The organism is Streptomyces mangrovi (genome assembly GCF_900114215.1).
Taxonomy (GTDB): domain Bacteria; phylum Actinomycetota; class Actinomycetes; order Streptomycetales; family Streptomycetaceae; genus Streptomyces; species Streptomyces barkulensis.
Genome location: NZ_FOSG01000006.1, coordinates 155,867 through 171,418, shown reverse-complemented (window position 1 = coordinate 171,418; position 15,552 = coordinate 155,867). Strand labels below are relative to the sequence as shown.

The following is a 15,552-nucleotide window of genomic DNA, read 5'->3' as shown; positions in this document are numbered from 1 at the left end:
ACTTCTCACAGCACACAGGTGTGAATGGCATGTTCGCGGTGGCCGGCGGGCCGCCGGCGCCGCTCGGCCTCCCGCCTTCCGCGCGACCACCGGCGCGCGGAGGGCGGCAGGTCCTAGGTTGTGCACGGCGGCCGGCCCGGCCGCCGTCACACAGGGCACAGGATCAGGAGGGCCCCATGACCGACGGCCGACCCCGCGGCGAACGGGACGCGCCGCCCGCGATCGACCGCAGCATCCCGCACTCGGCGCGGATCTGGAACTACTGGCTGGGCGGCAAGGACAACTACACCGCCGACCGCGAGGCGGGCGACCAGTACCAGGAGATCTTCCCCGGGATCGTGGAGCTCGCCCGCGCCTCGCGGGGCTTCCTCTCCCGCGCCGTGACGCATCTGGCCGGGGAGCTGGGCATCCGGCAGTTCCTGGACATCGGCACCGGGCTGCCGACCGCCGACAACACCCACGAGGTCGCCCAGCGGGCCGCCCCCGGGTCGCGGATCGTCTACGTCGACAACGACCCCCTGGTCCTGGCCCACGCCCGGGCCCTGCTGACCTCCACCCCCGAGGGCGCCACCGCCTACATCGACGCCGACCTGCGCAGGCCCGACACCATCCTGGCCGAGGCCGCCCGGACCCTGGACCTCGACCGGCCGGTCGGCCTGATGCTGATGAACATCCTGGGCCACATCGAGGACTACGACGAGGCCAGGGCGACCGTGAAGCGGCTGATGGCCGCCCTGCCGTCGGGCAGCTGCCTGGTGAGCAACGACGGCACCGACGGAAACGAGGCGTTCAACCGCGCGCAGCGGTTCTACAACGAGATGGCCGGGGTCCCCTACCTGCTCCGCACCCCCGAGCAGATCGCCGGGTACTTCAGGGGCCTGGAGGTGCTGGAGCCGGGCGTGGTGCCGGTCTCACGGTGGCGGCCGCAGGCCCCGCCGACCGGGGCGTCGCTCTCCGGGGACCTTCCCCCCGCCGTGGACGAGTACGGCGGGGTCGGCGTCAAACCGTGACGCCCGGGAGCGCCGGGAGCGCACCGGGCCGGTGAGCGGCGAACGGCACCGCCCGCGCGTGGCGGGCGGTGCCGTGGAACGGCCGCGGAGCAGGCGGGATTTGTCAGACAGGGCCTAGGGGAGGTACTTCTCCACGGCGGCGGCCCCGTGCTCCTCCAGCTCCCTGCGCGCCCTCTCGATCCGCTCCGGCGTGGGCTCGCGGCCGGACAGCCTGACCAGGTCCTCCGGGTCCACCGGCTGCTCGCTGCCGGTGCGCAGGTGCGTCGGCCGCGGTGCGGAGGACTCTTCCTTGTCGTGTTCACCCTTCACAGCGAGCCTCCTCTGCTCGGTTCCACCCCCATGAGCGGGGTTGTCTGCTGCGTACCCCCGCTTTCCCGGCTGATTCGCCCGGGCGGTACGCACGGTCACGGGCCGGCCGGCTCCAGGCTCGTCCCCGAGGCGCGCCCGGCGGCCCTGAGCCGGTCGCGGCCCAGCCTCACCATCGCCCCGGCCCCCGCGGTGTAGGCCAGCGAGAGCACGGCCGCCGCCTGCGCCGGGTGCAGGGCGGACTCCAGGGCCCGCAGCGCCGCCCGGTGGGCGGAGCCCACCGCCAGCAGCGCGCACACCCCGGCGCCGCCCAGCAGCGCGCTGCCCGCGCCCGCCTGCCGGGCGGCGGTCCGCAGCCCGTCGCCGACCCCCTGGAAGCGGTCGCGGAACAGCTCGGACGCCTCCCGGGTCACCTGCTCCACGGCGTCGGCGATGTGCTCGCCCGCGGTACCGCTGTGCGGCATCGTCTCCCTCTCCCTTCCGGGCCCGGTCCGCCCGGTGCCCGTGTTCCCGCCGCGCCCGGCAGCGCGGCGTCCCGCGCATGCCCCGTACCCGCCGAGGCCCCTTCGATGCCCGTCCCCGGCCGGAGCACGCCGTGTCCCCGGCGCGCTCCGGCCGGGGACACGGCGTACGCGGGGCCCGGCTAGTCGCGGCCGGTGGGGTTGTCGTCCGAGAACTTGCGGGTGTCGCGCGGCTCGACGTAGGGCTCCTCCTCGGCCGGGTGCCCGCCCTCGATGGCCCGGCTGCGCTCCAGCTCGGCGTTGAACTCCTGGCCGAGGAGGATCACGATGTTGGTGATCCACAGCCAGATCAGGAAGATGATCACGCCCGCCAGGCTGCCGTACGTCTTGTTGTAGTTGCCGAAGTTGGCGACGTAGAAGGCGAAGGCGGCCGACGCCAGGATCCACAGCAGCACGGCGATCAGGCTGCCGGGGCTGATCCAGCGGAAGCCACGCTTGACGTTGGGCGCGGCCCAGTACAGCAGCGCGATCATGAAGGCGACGAGCAGGACCAGCACCGGCCACTTGGCGATGCTCCACACCGTCAGGAAGGTGCTGCCCAGGCCGATGACGTCGCCGGCCCGCTGGGCGATGTCGCCGGTGAAGACCACCGCGATCGAGCTCACCGCCAGGATGATCAGCAGGACCAGGGTGATGCCCACCCTCACCGGGAGCGTCATCCAGATCGGGCGCCCCTCCTCGATGTCGTAGACGGCGTTGGAGGCCCGCATGAAGGCGGCGACGTATCCGGACGCCGACCACACCGCCAGCGCGACACCGATGACCAGCGCGATCCCCGCGGCGCCCTGGTTGTTCTGGAGCTGCGTCAGCATGCTCTCGAGGATGTCGCGCGCGGCGCCCGGGGCGATGTTGCCGAGGTTGTCGATCAGGGGCTGGATCGCGGAGCTGCCGATCACGCCCAGGATCGACACCAGCGCGAGCAGCGCGGGGAAGATCGACAGGACTCCGTAGTAGGTGAGTGCGGCCGCCCAGTCGGTGATGTTGTCGTCCTTGAACTCGGCGACCGTACGTTTCAGCACGTTCTTCCAGGACTTCTTCGGCAGGTCGGTCGGCTCGTGGGGGGTCTGCTCACCCCGGGGCTCCCGCCCGGCGGAACCGCCCCGCTGCTGCTGGCTCTTGTCCTTCGACATGGTGGCACCTCGCCGGTTCCCGGCCGGGCCGCCCCGCCCGTGAGGGGGAGGGGCGGCCTCCGCGGAGCTTGTCTCAGTGCGCCGAGCCGGGGCTCTGGCGGCGGGTTTCCTCGGCCATGCTCTGCTTGGACCGCTGGGCCTGTCCCTTGACCTCCCCCGCCTGGCCGCGCGCCTCGTCGGCAGTGCTGCGGGCGGCGCCCGAGGCGGTCTCCTTGACCTGCTGGGCCGCCTGCTGGCCGGATTCCCTGGCGTCCTCCTTCAGGTGCTCCACGGACTCCATCGCCGCTTCCTTGACCGGCTCGGCCAGTCCGCCCGCCTTCTCGGAGAGCCGGCCCACCGCCTGCTCCTCCTTCTGCGAGCCGCGCAGCACCGAGGCCGCCAGCATCCCGGCGCCGAAGGCGATCACACCGGCGGCCAGCGGGTTGCCCTGGGTCTTCCGCGCGGCGTGGTGGGGGGCGGCCTTGACGGCCTCGCCCGCCTGCCCGGCTCCCTCGCGCGCCTTGTCGGCGGTGTTCCCGGCACTGTCACGGACCGACTGCGTCGTGTCCGAGGTGGTTCCCATGACTCGCTCCCGTACTACGGTCATCCTGCCCCGCGCCCGCTCCTTGCGGCGGCGGACGGCGTGGCGGGGGTTGGCGTGGTCGGCAAGCCTGCCGACGTCCTCCGACAGCTCCTGCCGGGTGGTGTCGATCCGAGCCCTCAGCTCGTCGGGTGACGTGCCCATTCGGCGTCCTCCTTGAGGGTCTGGACGGTGCGCTCCGGCTTGGGGTGGACCTGCTTCATCTTCGAGCGGCCCATCACGTACATCACGGCCGCGGCCACGCCCCACAGGGCGGTGACGATGAGCGCCGCCCAGCCCCAGTCCATGACGTTGGCCAGACCGAAGGTGAGCGCCAGCGAGGCGAACAGGACGGTCATGTAGCCGGCGAACCCGGCTCCGCCGTACATGCCGGCGGCCTTGCCCACCTTGGTGGCCTCCTCGCGGATCTCGGCCTTGGCCAGTTCCACTTCCTGCCGGAACAGCTTCTGCGCGTCCGAGGTGACCGCGGAGAGCAGCTCGCCGATCGAGGCGTCCTCCTGCGTCGTCCTGTCCCGGGCCTCCAGGTCGGTGTCCGGCCGGTGAGCCGTGTACGCCATGTCAGCCCACCTCCGGGCGACGGGGGACGTCGGGGGTCCCGTAGGTGCCGGTGGCCCCGTAGCCGCCGGTGCCGGTGCCGGTGGCGCCGCCCGGGGCGCCCGGGGCGCCCGGGGTGGTGCCGTAGGAGGGCTCCCCGTAGCCGGGCATCTGCCGGACCTCTCCGCCCGGGCCCGTGGGGACCGCGGCGCCCTGCGACGGCGGGTAGGCCTCGTAACCCTGCGCCTGCGCCGTGCCGGAGCCGTCCTGCTCCTGCCGGGCCGACTTGGTGCCCGCCTTGGCCACACGCCCGATGGCGAAGCCGGCCAGCGCCGCGCCCGCCAGGAACGCGCCCGGACGGCGGCGCGCGAAGGACTCGACGCCCTCGACCAAACCGCCGACGCCCCGCTCCTCCAGCATGTCCGCCGCGCGGCGGCCACCGTCGGCGGCCTGGGACGCCAGGTTCCGCACCGGGGAGTCGGACCGGGTGTTCTCCGCCATGCCCGACAGGTCGTCGGCCCACTGGCGTATGGTGTCGGCCGTCCTCCTGGTCTGCGTGTCCGCCTCCTGCTCGGCACGCTCCCTGAGGTGGCCCGCCATGTTGACGACCTGGTCGCGGGCCTCGCCCGTCACGTTGTGCGCCTGCTCCTTGGCGCTGCCGGCCACGGTGCCCGCGGCCTCCTTCGCCCGGTCGGCCGTGGCGCGGCCCTCCTGCTTCGCGGCCTGGCCTTTCTGCTGTGCGGGGCCGTTGCCCGTGATCGGAGATTCACTCACCGGTGCCTCCAGTTGGTCTTACGGAATTTGCCTTTTGCGTCATATGTGACTAGTGACTCACGAAGGGCGAGGTACCCGGCCTTCGACCCGGCATTCACACAATATTCCCTTTTGCCCGGCGCCGCGGCACGGCCGGGGCCCGTACGGAAAGGACGTCTCCGAACGGGCCCCTGGGGGTGGAACCGGCGGTTCAGCGGCGGCGGCGCCGCTTGTCGTCGGCCTTCTCCTCCTCGATGCGCTCCTTGCGCACCTGCCCCTCGACGGTCTCCTCCTCGGTGCGCTCGTCCGTGGTCAGGCGCACCCGCTCCACCGGGCGCACCTCGGTCTCGACCACCGGGCGCTCCTCGTGCAGGGTCACCTCGTGCTCACCCTCGGAGATCTCCGGGCCGCTCATGGCCTCGCCCCTGTTCTCCTCGGTGATGGGCTCGCGCTCCACGCGGACTTCCTCGCGCCGCACGGGCACCGTCTTCTGGACGTCCTCGGTGACGACGTACTTGCGCAGCCGGGCCTTGCCGGTCTCCTGGCGCTCGACGCCGACGCGCATCTCCTCCTCGGACCGCGTCATGGCCTCGTCGCGGTCACGGCCGCGGGTTCCGCCCGCACCGGTGCGGCTCCTGGCCGTGCCGGCCGTGCCCGCCGCGGCGGCGGTGCCCGTGGTACCCGCGGCGGCGGTGTCGGTGCGGCCGGTCTCCTGCCCGTAACCGCCCCAGTCGACACCGTAGTAGTCGTACAGCCGGCGCTCCTCCTGCTCGGACAGGTGCCCGCCCTGGTCCACGTCGACGTGGGGAGCGTCCTTGACCTGGTCCTTGGAGTACGGCACCTCCAGATGGTCCTCCACCATGGCCGCGTCATGGATCGGAACGAAGGTCTCGTGGCTGCCGAAGAGCCCGGTGCGGACGCTCGCCCACTCCGGCTGACCCGTGACGTCGTCGAGGAAGACGTGCCCCGCCTCTCCGATCTTCTTGCCCTCGGCGTCGTAGACCTGGTGGTCCAGTACCTCGGGTATCTGCTCCCTGGTGATCATGGGCTCTCCTCGTTGCCGGTTCCTCTGACTCCAAGACTGCGGATAACCACCCGGAAGGCCCTGGAAACCGAAAAAAAGGACAAATATGGATCAAAACGAACGGTTCTCCTTCTCTCGCCGGAGCGCGGGCCCTCCCCCTCGCCCTCCCGTGCAGCGCCCGCCCGTGTAGCGGCGGGATCATCGGGTACTCCGGTCCCCGGCGACCCGAGCGGGCCGAAGGGAGATGCGGAGTGCCGCTCCGGCTTGAGGACTACGCCCTGCTGGGCGACACCCGCACCGCCGCGCTGGTGGGATACGACGGCTCGGTGGACTGGCTGTGTCTGCCCCGGTTCGACTCCGACGCGTGCTTCGCCGCCCTGCTGGGCCGTCCCGAGCACGGCCGCTGGCTGCTCGCCCCCAGCGACCGGGCCCGGCCGCTGGCCCGCCGCTACCGGGACGACAGCGCGGTGCTGGAGACCGAGTACGCCGGTCCCGAGGGTCGGGCCCGGGTGACCGACTGCATGCCCGTCGACGGCGACCACCCCTCGGTGGTGCGCGTGGTCGAGGGTCTGGAGGGGCGGGTGCGGATGCGCTCGCTGGTGCGTCTGTGCTTCGACTACGGCGTCACCCCGGCCTGGCTGCGGCCCGAGGGGCGCAGACTGCGCGCCTACGCGGGACCGGACGTGGTCGTCCTCGACTCCGGCGCGGACTTCACCGTGGACGACGACGGCGGCTGCGTCGCCGACTTCTCCGTCGACGCGGGCCAGAAGGTGGGCTTCCGGCTGGCCTGGAGAGGGCTGCGCCACGGGGAGCCGGACCGCCCGGACACCGCGGAGCTGGTCCGGACGGTGGCCGCCACCGAGCGGTGGTGGCGGGAGTGGGCCGGCCGCTGCACCTACTCCGGCGAGTACCGCGAGGCGGTGGTGCGCTCCCTGATCACACTCAAGGCGCTGAGCTACTCCCCCAGCGGCGGCATCGTGGCCGCCCCCACCACCTCCCTGCCCGAGCAGCTGGGCGGGGTGCGCAACTGGGACTACCGCTACTGCTGGCTGCGCGACGCCACCTTCACCCTCATGGCACTGCTGGACTCCGGATACGAGCGGGAGGCGGTGGCCTGGCGCGACTGGCTGCTGCGCGCGCTGGCCGGCGCCCCGCGGCGGATGCAGATCATGTACGGCGTCGAGGGCGAGCGGCTGCTGAGCGAGACGGAACTGGACTGGCTGCCCGGCTACGAGCAATCCCGCCCCGTGCGCATCGGCAACGCCGCCTCCGGCCAGCTCCAGCTGGACGTCCACGGGGAGCTCATGGACGCCCTGCACCAGGCCAGGGCCCATGGCGTGCCGCCGGACCAGGACGCCTGGCGGGTCCAGCGCGCACTGATGGACTTCCTGGAGTCGCACTGGCGCGATCCCGACAACGGCATCTGGGAGGTGCGCGGCCCGCGCCGGGACTTCACCCACTCCAAGGTGATGGCCTGGGTGGCCGCCGACCGGGCGGTGAAGGCGGTGGAGCGCTTCGGTCTGGAGGGGCCCGCCGACCGGTGGAGGAGCCTGCGGCGGGAGATCTTCCGGGAGGTCTGCGCGTACGGCTACGACGCCGACCGCGCGACCTTCACCCAGTACTACGGCTCCGCGGAGCTGGACGCCTCACTGCTGCTCATCCCGTCCGTGGGCTTCCTGCCGGCGAGCGACCCGCGGATGAGGGGAACCGTCGCCGCGATCGAGCGGGAGCTGGTCGGGGACGGCCTCGTGCAGCGCTACACCATGGGCGGCCGCACCGACTCCGTGGACGGCCTGCCCGCGGGCGAGGCGGCCTTCCTGCCCTGCTCCTTCTGGCTGGCCGACAACTACATCCTCCAGGGCCGCGTGCGGGAGGGCCGGGAACTGTTCGAGCGGCTGCTCGACCTGCGCAACGACCTGGGCCTGCTCTCGGAGGAGTACGACACCGGGCACCGGCGGCTGGTCGGCAACTTCCCCCAGGCCCTCTCCCACATCCCGCTGATCGACACCGCGCAGAACCTGGCCGGGAGCCGGGGCCCCTCCCGCCTCCGCTCCGGCGACGGGCACTCCGGCGACGGGCCCTCCTGAGGCCGTCGCTCCCGGGCCCGCCCGGTGGGCGCCCCCGCCCGGCCCGCTCAGTGCCGGGCGAGCTCGATGACCGTCTTGACGTCGTCCGGCCGCCGCTCGAAGGCCTGGGCGAAGGACTCCAGCGGCACCCGGCGGGTGATCAGCGCGTCCAGCCAGCCCCGGTCCGCCTCGGCCAGGGCCTCGGCCGCGGCCGCGTAGTGCTGCCGGTTGGCGTTGACCGAGCCGACCACCGCGGAGTTGTCCAGCACCAGTTCGCGGTTGAGGTATCCGGCGTCCACCTCCAGGGTGCGCCCGGCGGGCGACAGCCCGGTCAGGCAGAGCACGCCGTAGGGGTCCATGGCCGACATCACCCCGAGGACGACCGGCGCGGCACCGGTCGCCTCGATCACCACGTCCGGCCGTACCCGCTCCATGACCCGCTCGGCGTCCTCGCAGTGGTACTCGGCGCCCAGCCCCCGGACCAGCTCCGGCTTGGGGCCGCTCTCCACCCGGTCCAGGACGTGGACCTCCAGACCGCGCCGCCGCCCGAGCAGCGCGGCGAGCAGTCCGATCGGCCCGGCCCCCGTGACGAGCACCGAGCGCGGGGCGAACCAGGACCTGCCGCCGACGCGCTCCACCTGGTCCCAGGCCTTGGCCACCACGGTGGTGGGCTCCATGAGCACCCCGACGTGCTCCAGTCCGGGATCCAGACGCACCGCATAGTCGGTCTCGACCGTCCAGGAGGTCGATGCGTAGCCGTCGAGCCCCTTGATGCCTCGCTCGGTGAACATCCCGTTGCGGCACATGTCGAAGTAGCCGTGGGCGCACGCCCCGCACGGCACGGGGTCGGGCCGGCGGACGACGCCGACCACCAGATCGCCGGGCACCCAGCCGCTGTCCGGTGGCGCCTGGCGCACCCGGCCCAGGGACTCGTGGCCGATGACCAGCCGCTCCCGGTCCGGCGGCGGGGCCCCGTGGCCTCCCGAGACGATCTCCGCATCGGTGCCGCACACGCCGACGGCCAGGCCGTCCACCAGCAGTTCCCCCTCCCCCGGCTCGGGGTCGGGGAGGGTGTCGAGCCGCAGGGAGTTCTTCCGGTCGGGAGCCACGGTCAGCGCCTGCACGTCCACTCCATCCGTCGGGCGGGGTCCGGTGCTCTCCCCGGTACCCCCGGCCGCGCCGGACACGCGCCACACTGGGGGCATGTGCCGCAGTATCAGGACACTCCGACCGCCCATGGCGCCCGAGGTGGGCGACGAGGACATCCGCGCCGCCGCCCTGCAGTACGTCCGCAAGGTCTCGGGCTTCAGGGCGCCCGCCGCCCACAACCGCGCCGCGTTCGAGCGCGCAGTCGAGGCCGTGGCCGAGGCGACCCGGGAACTCCTGGACGACCTGGAGGTACGCGGCCGGGGCGGCCGTCCGCCCGGGGAGCCCCCGTCCCGCTCCTGACCTCCCCGCCCGGTCTCCGCACCCCGCTCCCCGGGCGGGGCAGGGGCCAACGGGCGTTGACCTAGACTCGCCGCCATGCAGCCGACCGAAACCGCCCCCGGCGGCCGTCCCCGCCGCTCCGACGCCACCCGGGCCGCCATCCTGGAGGCGGCCCGTGAGCGCTTCGCCTCCGACGGCTACGAGCGCGCCACCATCCGCGCCATCGCCCGGGACGCGGGCATCGACCCTTCGATGGTGATGCGCTACTACGGCACCAAGGAGGGGCTGTTCGCGGCGGCCAGTGAGTTCGACCTGCGCCTTCCCGACCTGGCCGCCGTGCCCCGCGAGGAGGCCGGGGCCGTGCTGGTCGGGCACTTCCTGGAACGCTGGGAGGAGGACGAGACGCTGAACGCGCTGCTGCGCGTCGGCGTCACCAACCCCGCGGGCGCCGAGCGCATGCGCGCGCTCTTCCAGGAGCAGGTGGCCCCCGCGGTGGCGGCCGTCTGCCCCGATCCGGAGCTGGCGGGGACCCGCGCGGCCCTGGTGGTCTCGCAGATCCTGGGCATGGCCGTGAGCCGGTACGTGCTGCGCTTCCCGCCCGCGGCCGGGATGCCGCGGGCGGAGGCCGTCGCCTGGCTGGCGCCGACGGTGCAGCGCTATCTGACGGCGGAGTCGCCCTGACACACCTCGAATGCCAACGATTGTTGGCCAACGCCTGTTGACTCGATGCCGCCCGGCGCGCCACCCTGGCACCAGACGTTGGCCAACAATCGTTGGCATCAAACGGAAGAGGTGCTGCCCCCATGAGCGGAACCGCCGAAGCCACCACCCCCGCGCTCCCCGGACGGACGGACGTCGTCATCGTCGGCGCCGGACCCACCGGTCTGGCCCTGGCCGCCCACCTGGCCTCCGCCGGCGTGGCCTTCCTCCTGCTGGACCGGCTGCCGCAGGGCGCGGGCACCTCGCGCGCGGGGGTCGTCCACGCCCGCACCCTGGAGACGCTGGAGCCGGTGGGGGCCGCCGCCCCGCTGGTCGAGCGCGGTCTGCGGGTGACACGGTTCGGCGTGATCCGGGGACGGCACCGGCTGGCGACCGTCGCGTTCGACGGCCTGCCGACCCCGTACCCCTACGCGCTGATGCTCCCGCAGCACGAGACCGAGGCCGTACTGCAAGGCCGTGTCCGCGCCCTGTCCGGCGACCGCGCCCCGGTACGCCGCCCGTACACCGTGACCGGCCTCGGGCAGGAGGCCGGCGGGGTGACCGTCACGGTGGACGGCCCGCGGGGGACGCGGACGGTGCGGGCGGCGTACGCCGTCGGTGCCGACGGGATGCGCAGCACGGTCCGGGAGGCAGCCGGCATCGGCTACCGGGGCGGCCGCTACGCCCAGTCCTTCGTGCTGGCGGACATGCGGATGGACTGGCGGCCCGGCCGCGGGGAGGTGTCCATGCTGTTCGCCCCGGAAGGACCGGTCCTGGTGGCGCCTCTGCCCGGGGACGTCTTCCGCCTGGTGGCCGCCGTGCCCGAGGGGCCCGGGGAGCCGGACGCCGCGTTCGTCCAGCGGGTGCTGGACGAACGCGCGGGCGGGCAGGGACGGGTCGGCGAGATGTTGTGGGGCTCGCGCTTCCGCGTCCACCACCGGATCGCCGACCGCTACCGAGCCGGGCGGATCGTGCTGGCCGGCGACGCCGCCCACGTCCACAGCCCCGCCGGCGGCCAGGGCATGAACATCGGCATCCAGGACGCCGCCGCCCTCGGGCGGGCGCTGGCCGACGTCCTCCTCCACGGAGCGGACCCGGACGCCCGGCTGGAGGCCTACGAACGGGAGCGGCGCCCGGCGGCCGAACGCGTCATCGTGTTCACCGACCGCCTCACCCGGGCGGTCACCGCCCGCTCCCTGCCCCTCCGCACCGGCCGGGACGTGACCCTGCGCCTGCTGGGCCGCGTCCCGGCCTGGCGCACCCGGCTGGCCGCCGAGCTGGCCGGGCTCCGCCCCTGACGGGGGCCGACGGGCAAGGAGCCCTCAGCACCCGTCACTCCCCGCCGGACTCCCCGTGCCCGCCGTACGGGACCAGCCGGGCCAGAGCGCCGGGCAGCTCGCCGGTGTGCACCACTCCCAGCCGCCGGGTGGCGCGGGTGAGGGCGACGTAGAGGTCGTTCAGGCCGCGCGGCGAGGCGGCCGCGATCTCCTCCGGCCCGACGAGCAGGACGGAGTCGAACTCCAGGCCCTTGGCCCGTGCGACGTCCAGCACCGCCACCGTGCCCTCCAGCCGCACCTCCCCTCCGGTCTCCGCCCCGGGCACGGCCGCCGCCACCGCACGGCCCAGCTCCGCCAGCCGGGCACCCGGCACGATCACCGCCAGCCGCCCCTCCCCCACGGCGACCGCCTCCTTCGCCGCCAGCTCGCCGACCCGGGAGGGCAGTTCACCCCGCGGTACGCGCAGACGCCACGGCCGTACGCCGGTGGAGCGCACCGGCCGCGGCGGCTCGGCGGCCGTCCCGAGTGCGGCCAGCACGCCGGCGGCGACCTCCGCGATCTCCGCGGGGGTGCGGTAGTTGACCTCCAGTCGCTCCAGCCGCCACCGGTCCCCCACGTGCGGGGCGAGCGCCTCCTCCCAGGACGCCGCCCCGCCCCGGGCCCCCGCCTGGTCCATGTCGCCGACCAGGGTCATCGACCGGCCGGGGCAGCGCCGCATCAGCAGTCGCCGGTCCATCGCGGACAGCTCCTGCGCCTCGTCCACGACGACATGGCCGAAGGCCCAGGTCCGGTCGGCCGCCGCGCGCTCGGCCGGTCCAGCCGGTCGCAGGCCGCGGCGATGGCGTTCGAGCGCCCGGCGGCCTCCCGGTAGGCACGCAGGATCTCTCCGGCCGTCTCCCCGGGCGCGGGCGGCGCGCCGTCGTCCGCGGGGGCATCCCCCTCACCCGCGAACGCCCGGACGAACCAGTTGTGTTCGACTGCCGTCAGATGTTTGACCAGCCCCAGCAGACTCGTCCCGGAGGGCACCCCCGCCGCACGGGCCGCCTCTTCCGGCACACCGGCGGCCTTGGCGGCGACCGCGTCCCGCAGATAGTCGAGGAAGGCCAGCAGGGTGGTCCGCTCCCCGGCTTCCACCTCCGGGGGCCGCACGGCGCCGCGCGGCCCCTCCGCCGCCCTCGCCGTGCCGCCGGCGTCTGCGGTGCCCGTGGTGCCCGTGGTGCCCGTCATGCGGCGCCCCTAGCCGCCGCGCACGCCCCCGGAGCGGAGCCCGGAGCTGCTCAGGCCAGCAGTGCGTGCAGCGAGGCGGTCATCGCGGCGGCGAACGCCTCCCCCGTGCCGGCGTCCACCCGGTCCAGCGACAGGTAGGGGTTGAGGTCCTCAAGCTCCACGAGCAGCAACTCCCCCTCCGCCGTGCGGCAGGCGTCCACCCGCTGGATGCCGTGGTCGATGGCGTTCCAGTCCACGAACCGCTGCGCGAAGGCGAGGTCGTCCGCCGTGGGGGCGTACGGTTCCAGCTCCCAGCGCCGCCCGGGGTCGGGGGCGTAGAGGGCGTACTGGAAGGAGCGGTCGACGAAGTAGAACGAGACCTCGTGGTGGAAGTCGATCCTCGGCTGGACCAGCAGACCGGCGCCCGGCCCGAGGGCGAGGCGGGCCAGCCGCTCCGCGGGGACGACCTCCAGGCCGATGGAGTCGGCGCCGAGTTCGGGCTTGACGACGTACTCGGCCGCCGGCGGCAGCCGGTCCAGGTCCTCGCGGCGGTCAACGGTGGGGATGACCGGCTCCCCCGCCGCGCTCAGCTCGGTCAGGTACCGCTTCCCGACCATGTCCGCCCTGCCCGACAGCTCGTTGAAGACCCTGCTCCCCCGCTCCAGCGCCCGGGCGCGGAAGTCCTCCCAGGCGTCCCGGTGGTGCAGCACGGGGCCGCTGTTGCGCACCACGACCGCGTCGAAGGCGTCCATCAGCGCCGCCGCGTCGCGCGGGTGGCAGAGCGCGATCCGGAAGTCCTCGCGCAGCCGGGCCGAGAGGCGGACGTCCTCGTCGCCGTAGCGGCGGCCCCGGGCCTCGTAGGAGAGGTCGGTGACGTAGAGCAGTGCGGGCTTGCGGCGCATGGTTCCCGTTCCCTGTCGCGTGTCGTGTCGCGTGTCGGCTCCCGAGAAGCTACCTCCCGGCCTCCGGAGACCGGGGTGCCCCTCCGCCCGGAAGGCGCACTCCGGACGGAGTAGAGGAAATGTGCTGATATCACTCTTCCGCCGCTTTCGGCACCCCGGACGCTCTGTGAAGCTTGAGGAACACACGGTGACAAACCCATCGCCACACAGGGAGTTGACCCATGGTGCTGTCGATCTCCGGTGTCCTGCTGTTCGGAGTGATCGTCTTCCTGTTCTTCCGCAAGGACAACCTCAAGCTCTCCCACGCCATCGTGTGCGCGCTCTTCGGGTTCTACCTGGCGGGATCGGCGATCGCACCCGGCATCCAGGCGGGCGGGGACACCCTCGCCAACCTCCTCGGGAACATCCCCTTCTAGGAACCCCCGGCGCGGCCCCTCCGGTACGCCAACCGGAACCACCGCACCCACGACCCGCAGGACTTCGAGCCCCAGGGCTCCGGACGGCAGGAGATTCGGCGTGGCCTGGCGGCCCTTCCCCCCGGCACTCACCCCGCTGCACGCTTCCCACCCCCACCCCCACCCCGCACCGGGCGCCGCCCCGCCGGCCCGCGGGCGGGACCTGCGGCGGGCCGCCGCGGAGTACGCCCTCGACGCACTGCGACTGCCGGCCGTGGCCGCCCGCGGTCTGGGGCGCCTCGCCTCCGCGGGGCGGCACCGCTGGGAGCGCACCCCCCGGGAGCGGCGGGGTCCGGTGCTGTTCACCGTGGCCGCCTGCCTGCTGACACTGTGGCTGGCCCCGTACGGGCCGCTGCTGGGGGCGGCCGCGCTGGCGGGCGCCGCGCTCTGGCAGGGCCGCGACCGGTCCCCGGACACCGCCGGGGGCGAGCCGGGCGAGGCCGAGCGCGCGCGGCTGCAGACCCTCTACGAGGCGCTGGTGCCGCATCTGTCACTCGCCGACGACCCCCGCCCGCAGCCCCTGTACGCCCACGACGGCGACTGGCGGCGGGCCTTCACCGGCTTCGCGTTCGCCGAGGAGGGGCGGCTGGCCCGGCTGCGGCTGCGCTACCCGCCGCACTTCGGGGACGGCGATCCCAAGTCCCGCGCGCACCTCCAGGAGCTGCTGTGCGCCAAGGCCGGCCGGGGCCGGGAGTACCACTTCGCCTGGGCGGAGGAAGTGGGCGAGCTCACCCTGACCGCGCTGCCGCCGCTGCCCTCCGGCATCTGCGCGCAGCGCTTCGTCACCGCGCCCGGCGAGACCGTACTGGGCTTCACCGACCTCCACACCGTCCCCCGCACGGTACCGGTGGTCGCGGAGGGCGGCGAGCGGCTGGACGTGCCTCCGGTGGTGTGGCGTACGGGCCCGCGCTCCACCGAGCCGCACCTGCTGGCGCTGGGCCACCCCGGGTCGGGGACGACCACGCTGCTGCGGTCGGTCGCCCTCCAGGCCCTGCGGCAGGGCGAGGTGCTGGTCGTGGACGGCGGCGGAGCGGGCGAGTACGCGTTCCTGGCCGGACGCGGCAGGGTGCGGGCGGTGGAGTCCACCCCGGCCGGCGCGCTGTCGGTGCTGGAGTGGGTGGTGCGGGAGACCGAGCGCAGGCTGCTGGCCGCCAACCGGGTCCGCCAGACCGGACGGGACGCGCCGGAGGACGTCTGCCGCCCGCTGTGGGTGCTGGTGGACCGGCCCTCGGTGCTCAGCCACCTGGCCCGTGCCGAGGGGCAGCGCGACCCGCAGGACCTGCTCCAGGTGCCCCTGCGGTACGGGCGCGCGGTGCGGGTGACCGTGGCGCTGGCCGACCAGTTCGAGGGCGCGGGGGAGCTGACCGGGGCCGTCCGCGCGTACACCCGGGCGCGGGTGGTGCTCGGCGCGGCGACGCCGCAGGAGGTGCGGGCGGTACTCGGCGAGGCGCCCTCGACCACACCGCCTCCCGAGGTGCCCGCGGGGCGCGGTTACGCCCGGCTGGGCTCGGGGCCGGTGCACCGCCTCCAGGTGCCCGCCGCCCCCGACCCCTTCGACGGGGAGGCGGCCGAGCCGCAGCGGCGGGCGGTCCTGGACCTGCTGCCGGAGCCGGTGGCCGGTCCGCCGAGGGCCGCGGCCCGGCGGGCGCTCCACTGAGGCT

The 15,552-nt window shown here is 74.2% G+C and carries 18 protein-coding genes; 7 read left to right on the top strand and 11 right to left on the bottom strand.

What is annotated here, in order from left to right:
• Positions 1-176 precede the first annotated feature (176 nt).
• Positions 177-1,010 carry an SAM-dependent methyltransferase gene (locus tag BM237_RS10895; protein ID WP_093849369.1) on the top strand — a complete coding sequence of 278 codons (834 nt, stop codon included), beginning with the start codon at positions 177-179 and terminating at the stop codon, positions 1,008-1,010.
• A gap of 114 nt (positions 1,011-1,124) precedes the next feature.
• Here the strand turns inward: BM237_RS10895 and BM237_RS10890 are convergent, their stop codons facing one another.
• The 7 genes from BM237_RS10890 to BM237_RS10860 form a co-directional block, all read right to left on the bottom strand.
• Positions 1,125-1,319: a hypothetical protein gene (locus tag BM237_RS10890; RefSeq protein WP_093849368.1), complete on the bottom strand. Its 195-nt coding sequence runs from the start codon at positions 1,317-1,319 to the stop codon at positions 1,125-1,127.
• 95 nt (positions 1,320-1,414) lie between these two features.
• Positions 1,415-1,780 (bottom strand): phage holin family protein, encoded by a 366-nt coding sequence (locus tag BM237_RS10885; protein WP_093849367.1) that lies wholly within the window; start codon positions 1,778-1,780, stop codon positions 1,415-1,417.
• A 179-nt stretch (positions 1,781-1,959) separates the two neighbouring features.
• Positions 1,960-2,967 carry a YihY/virulence factor BrkB family protein gene (locus BM237_RS10880; protein ID WP_093849366.1) on the bottom strand — a complete coding sequence of 336 codons (1,008 nt, stop codon included), beginning with the start codon at positions 2,965-2,967 and terminating at the stop codon, positions 1,960-1,962.
• Positions 2,968-3,040: 73 nt separating this feature from the next.
• Entirely contained in the window at positions 3,041-3,691 is a 651-nt protein-coding gene (locus BM237_RS10875; RefSeq protein WP_093849365.1) for a DUF3618 domain-containing protein, read from the bottom strand.
• A complete protein-coding gene (locus BM237_RS10870) occupies positions 3,667-4,104 on the bottom strand; it encodes a phage holin family protein (protein WP_093849364.1) in 438 nt (145 codons plus the stop codon). The genes BM237_RS10875 and BM237_RS10870 overlap by 25 nt, the downstream gene beginning before the upstream one ends.
• A gap of 1 nt (position 4,105) precedes the next feature.
• Positions 4,106-4,855, bottom strand: coding sequence for a hypothetical protein (locus BM237_RS10865; protein ID WP_093849363.1), 750 nt, complete (start codon positions 4,853-4,855; stop codon positions 4,106-4,108).
• A 190-nt stretch (positions 4,856-5,045) separates the two neighbouring features.
• On the bottom strand, positions 5,046-5,879 hold the full coding sequence (locus BM237_RS10860; protein WP_093849362.1) for a DUF2382 domain-containing protein: 834 nt from the start codon (positions 5,877-5,879) through the stop codon (positions 5,046-5,048).
• Between the two features lie 230 nt (positions 5,880-6,109).
• Here BM237_RS10860 and BM237_RS10855 point away from each other — a divergent pair, with 230 nt between their 5' ends.
• Entirely contained in the window at positions 6,110-7,945 is a 1,836-nt protein-coding gene (locus tag BM237_RS10855; protein ID WP_093849361.1) for a glycoside hydrolase family 15 protein, read from the top strand.
• Between the two features lie 47 nt (positions 7,946-7,992).
• On the opposite strand, the gene BM237_RS10850 is transcribed toward BM237_RS10855, so the two are convergent.
• Entirely contained in the window at positions 7,993-9,048 is a 1,056-nt protein-coding gene (locus tag BM237_RS10850) for a glucose 1-dehydrogenase (RefSeq protein ID WP_093849502.1), read from the bottom strand.
• A 79-nt stretch (positions 9,049-9,127) separates the two neighbouring features.
• On the opposite strand from BM237_RS10850, the gene BM237_RS10845 reads away from it, so the two are divergent.
• The 3 genes from BM237_RS10845 (at position 9,128) to BM237_RS10835 (ending at position 11,349) form a co-directional block, all read left to right on the top strand.
• Complete coding sequence (locus tag BM237_RS10845; protein ID WP_093849360.1) at positions 9,128-9,373, top strand: DUF2277 domain-containing protein; 246 nt, start codon at positions 9,128-9,130, stop codon at positions 9,371-9,373.
• 75 nt (positions 9,374-9,448) lie between these two features.
• Positions 9,449-10,033, top strand: coding sequence for a TetR/AcrR family transcriptional regulator (locus tag BM237_RS10840; protein WP_107415221.1), 585 nt, complete (start codon positions 9,449-9,451; stop codon positions 10,031-10,033).
• 122 nt (positions 10,034-10,155) lie between these two features.
• A complete protein-coding gene (locus BM237_RS10835) occupies positions 10,156-11,349 on the top strand; it encodes an FAD-dependent oxidoreductase (RefSeq protein ID WP_093849359.1) in 1,194 nt (397 codons plus the stop codon).
• Positions 11,350-11,383: 34 nt separating this feature from the next.
• Here BM237_RS10835 and BM237_RS10830 read toward each other — a convergent pair whose 3' ends face one another.
• From BM237_RS10830 to BM237_RS10820, 3 genes are read right to left on the bottom strand one after another with little or no spacing between them, the layout of a single operon-like run.
• Positions 11,384-12,091, bottom strand: a complete 708-nt coding sequence (locus BM237_RS10830) for an ATP-binding domain-containing protein (RefSeq protein WP_342746224.1) — start codon at positions 12,089-12,091, stop codon at positions 11,384-11,386.
• The gene (locus tag BM237_RS10825; protein WP_093849357.1) at positions 12,046-12,555 is read right to left on the bottom strand and encodes a mycothiol transferase; all 510 of its coding nucleotides are present in this window, start codon (positions 12,553-12,555) and stop codon (positions 12,046-12,048) included. The genes BM237_RS10830 and BM237_RS10825 overlap by 46 nt, the downstream gene beginning before the upstream one ends.
• A gap of 50 nt (positions 12,556-12,605) precedes the next feature.
• Positions 12,606-13,436, bottom strand: coding sequence for an ATP-grasp domain-containing protein (locus tag BM237_RS10820; protein WP_093849356.1), 831 nt, complete (start codon positions 13,434-13,436; stop codon positions 12,606-12,608).
• A 221-nt stretch (positions 13,437-13,657) separates the two neighbouring features.
• On the opposite strand from BM237_RS10820, the gene BM237_RS10815 reads away from it, so the two are divergent.
• Positions 13,658-13,852 (top strand): hypothetical protein, encoded by a 195-nt coding sequence (locus tag BM237_RS10815; protein WP_093849355.1) that lies wholly within the window; start codon positions 13,658-13,660, stop codon positions 13,850-13,852.
• Between the two features lie 100 nt (positions 13,853-13,952).
• Complete coding sequence (locus tag BM237_RS10810; RefSeq protein WP_175540967.1) at positions 13,953-15,548, top strand: hypothetical protein; 1,596 nt, start codon at positions 13,953-13,955, stop codon at positions 15,546-15,548.
• Positions 15,549-15,552 lie beyond the last annotated feature (4 nt).

Coding starts and splice junctions, on each gene's coding strand:
- BM237_RS10840 (WP_107415221.1), top strand. CDS start 9,449: ATGCAGCCGACCGAAACCGCCCCCGGCGGCCGTCCCCGCCGCTCCGAC.
- BM237_RS10870 (WP_093849364.1), bottom strand. CDS start 4,104: ATGGCGTACACGGCTCACCGGCCGGACACCGACCTGGAGGCCCGGGAC.
- BM237_RS10825 (WP_093849357.1), bottom strand. CDS start 12,555: ATGACGGGCACCACGGGCACCACGGGCACCGCAGACGCCGGCGGCACG.
- BM237_RS10820 (WP_093849356.1), bottom strand. CDS start 13,436: ATGCGCCGCAAGCCCGCACTGCTCTACGTCACCGACCTCTCCTACGAG.
- BM237_RS10875 (WP_093849365.1), bottom strand. CDS start 3,691: ATGGGCACGTCACCCGACGAGCTGAGGGCTCGGATCGACACCACCCGG.
- BM237_RS10845 (WP_093849360.1), top strand. CDS start 9,128: ATGTGCCGCAGTATCAGGACACTCCGACCGCCCATGGCGCCCGAGGTG.
- BM237_RS10880 (WP_093849366.1), bottom strand. CDS start 2,967: ATGTCGAAGGACAAGAGCCAGCAGCAGCGGGGCGGTTCCGCCGGGCGG.
- BM237_RS10835 (WP_093849359.1), top strand. CDS start 10,156: ATGAGCGGAACCGCCGAAGCCACCACCCCCGCGCTCCCCGGACGGACG.
- BM237_RS10885 (WP_093849367.1), bottom strand. CDS start 1,780: ATGCCGCACAGCGGTACCGCGGGCGAGCACATCGCCGACGCCGTGGAG.
- BM237_RS10895 (WP_093849369.1), top strand. CDS start 177: ATGACCGACGGCCGACCCCGCGGCGAACGGGACGCGCCGCCCGCGATC.
- BM237_RS10860 (WP_093849362.1), bottom strand. CDS start 5,879: ATGATCACCAGGGAGCAGATACCCGAGGTACTGGACCACCAGGTCTAC.
- BM237_RS10815 (WP_093849355.1), top strand. CDS start 13,658: ATGGTGCTGTCGATCTCCGGTGTCCTGCTGTTCGGAGTGATCGTCTTC.